The organism is uncultured Campylobacter sp. (assembly GCF_938045775.1).
In the GTDB taxonomy this organism is placed as follows: Bacteria; Campylobacterota; Campylobacteria; order Campylobacterales; family Campylobacteraceae; genus Campylobacter_B.
The window spans coordinates 1-2,402 of sequence record NZ_CALIBH010000076.1 but is presented as its reverse complement, the minus strand read 5'-3'; the positions used below and the strand labels follow the sequence as shown (position 1 = coordinate 2,402).

Sequence of the window (2,402 nt, the reverse complement as noted above, 5' to 3'; positions counted from 1 at the left end):
AGGCAGATTAAAACTTTAGAAATTTTCATTTTGATCCTTTCGTTTTAAATTTTGCGCAATTTTACAATCTCTAAATGAAGCGAGAGTGAAAGAGAGAAACTTTATCGCTTACGGCGGATCGCTACCTAAATTTTATCGCCGCAGGATCGGGGCTTTCGGCTCGCCGTCGCCGCAGAATTAGAATTTTACCGCTGCGATAACGCGGGATCAAAAATTTTATCTTACCGCGGCGACACGGGATCAAAATTTTATCTTATCCTCGCGGCGCGCTGCAGCATCGGAATTTTACCTCCTCGCAAGCGGTTAAAATTCTATGCTATAACGAGGGCTGAAATTTTACCGCCGCCGCCAAGATTAAAATTTTACCGCTTCAGCAGGGGGGGCGGATTTCGCTAGCGCGGCGAGCGGTTGAATTTGATCGCCGCGACAAGAATTAAAATTTTGCTACCGCTGCAGGGTTAGAATTTCATCGCCCTCACGCTATGATGAAATTTGTCCCTTTTACGAGCGAGACCCTTGCGCCGTCCATTCGCCTGCGCTACGGCTCGTATGAAATTTATCCATTCATCGCAGCTTACGTGGGGATTTTAGAGATTTCGATACGCCCTATTGCGGCGCGAAATTTTATTGTCGCGCCTCGCGACTAGATTTTGCTACCGTCATGGGGATCAAAATTTTACCGCCGCGTAACCGTGGCTTGAGCCTGATTTAGCGCCTTTGCGAGTTTTACGACGCGGCCAAATTCTACCGCGCGCGCTTTGCGAGGACACGGACTGCTCGCGAGACGGAAGCTTTGCGCTGCGCCCGCTACTCTACTACGCGATTAAATTTTATCTACGCACCGCTTAGGTTGCGGCACGGCGTCCATCCGCTTGCCGCACGATTAAAATTTATCTACGAGCGCGCCAATCGCGACGAGGCGCCGCCTTAAAAATTTATACTCCGCTCCGTATCTGCTGCGAAACGGCGCCGAAATTTCAACGCAAAATAGGCGCCATGAAATTTTCGCGCCGCGAGATAAAATTTTTGCGCCGCTATACGACGGCGAGGCGCGAACCCATCCGCTGCATGCGCGATTAAATTTTAAATTTTGCGTTGCGGCCGCTAGATAAAATTTTCGCGACCATTCAGGAGCGGCGGATGATTAAATTTAGATTGCGCCGCACCGCTACGAAGCGGTATGTCGCGTAGCTAAACCCGCGCCGCGAAGTAGTATAAAGAAGCGCGAACAGTCGGATTCGCACTGCCTCTGCCACGTAGCGGAGTATAGCCATTTATATCGCGCGCCTTGTAATAGAGGCAGCCAGGTCCGCACCGCGTTGGCGCGTAACAAAGCACCATGCATTGGATCCGCGCCGCGCCACTACAAAACGATATACCGTGCAGCTAAACCATCGCCGCACAACCGTATGGCAAAGCGCAAGTAGTCCGATTCGATCACGCCCGCCGCGTAGCGGAGCGCAGCCATTTACATCGCGCGCTTTGTAATAGAGGCAGCCGAGTCTGCACCGAGTTGGCGTGTAACAAAGTACCGCGCATTAGATCCGCACCGTGCCCGCTACGAAGCGAGCAATGAGATCCGCCCCTCCGACGCAGTTTTCAAGATTTGCAACGGCATAAAAAGTTACGAAGCCAGCACAATAAATCCGCCCGCGCCGCAGGCGAGCAAAATTTAGTGCAAAAAGTGGCGAACTCCCGTAAAATACATCGCCATGCCGAACTCGTCGGCGCTTGCGATCACCTCATCGTCGCGGATGCTACCGCCGGGCTGCACGACCGCCGCGACGCCCGCAGCATGGGCGATCTCGATGCTATCTTTAAACGGGAAAAACGCCTCGCTGGCAAGCGCGCAGCCGCGCAGATCAACGCCCACGTCGCGAGCCTTCGCTACTGCCGCACGTGCAGCGTCCACGCGGCTCGTCATACCCATGCCGATCGCAACCATCGCGCGATTTTTGACGTAAACCACGCAGTTGCTCTTCGTAAGTGCGGCGATCTGCCACGCGATTTTTAGATCGTCAAGCTCGCTCTGGCTCGCCGCGCGCCCCGTGACGCAGCGGGCGTTTGCGACCTCGCCAGCGCCTACGTAGTCGCGCTGCTGATACACAAAGCCGCCGTCAATGAATTTAAAATCGTATTTGTCGTTTTCGCGAATTAAAAACTCCCCGCCCTGCTCGAAAATTTTAATACGCTTTTTCTTTTCAAATACCGCAAGCGCCGCGGGCGTGACGCGAGCGGCGAGGATAACTTCGACAAAAATTTCATTGATCTTATGCGCTAGCTCCTCGTCCAAAACACCGTTTATCGCCACGACGCCGCCGTATGCGCTTACGGGGTCGCATTTTAGCGCCTCGGTGTAGCTTTCAAGCAGGCTTCCCTTCACGGCAAAGCCGCATGGATTG

Annotated in this window: 1 protein-coding gene and 1 pseudogene; one reads left to right on the top strand and one right to left on the bottom strand. The window is 53.3% G+C overall.

Annotation, left to right across the window (positions count from 1 at the left end):
- The first annotated feature begins 485 nt into the window (after positions 1-485).
- Positions 486-647, top strand: a complete 162-nt coding sequence (locus tag Q0238_RS02830) for a hypothetical protein (RefSeq protein ID WP_297942742.1) — start codon at positions 486-488, stop codon at positions 645-647.
- A 1,025-nt stretch (positions 648-1,672) separates the two neighbouring features.
- Here the strand turns inward: Q0238_RS02830 and Q0238_RS02825 are convergent.
- Positions 1,673-2,402: pseudogene (locus Q0238_RS02825) on the bottom strand (bifunctional phosphoribosylaminoimidazolecarboxamide formyltransferase/IMP cyclohydrolase PurH); the annotation flags it as partial.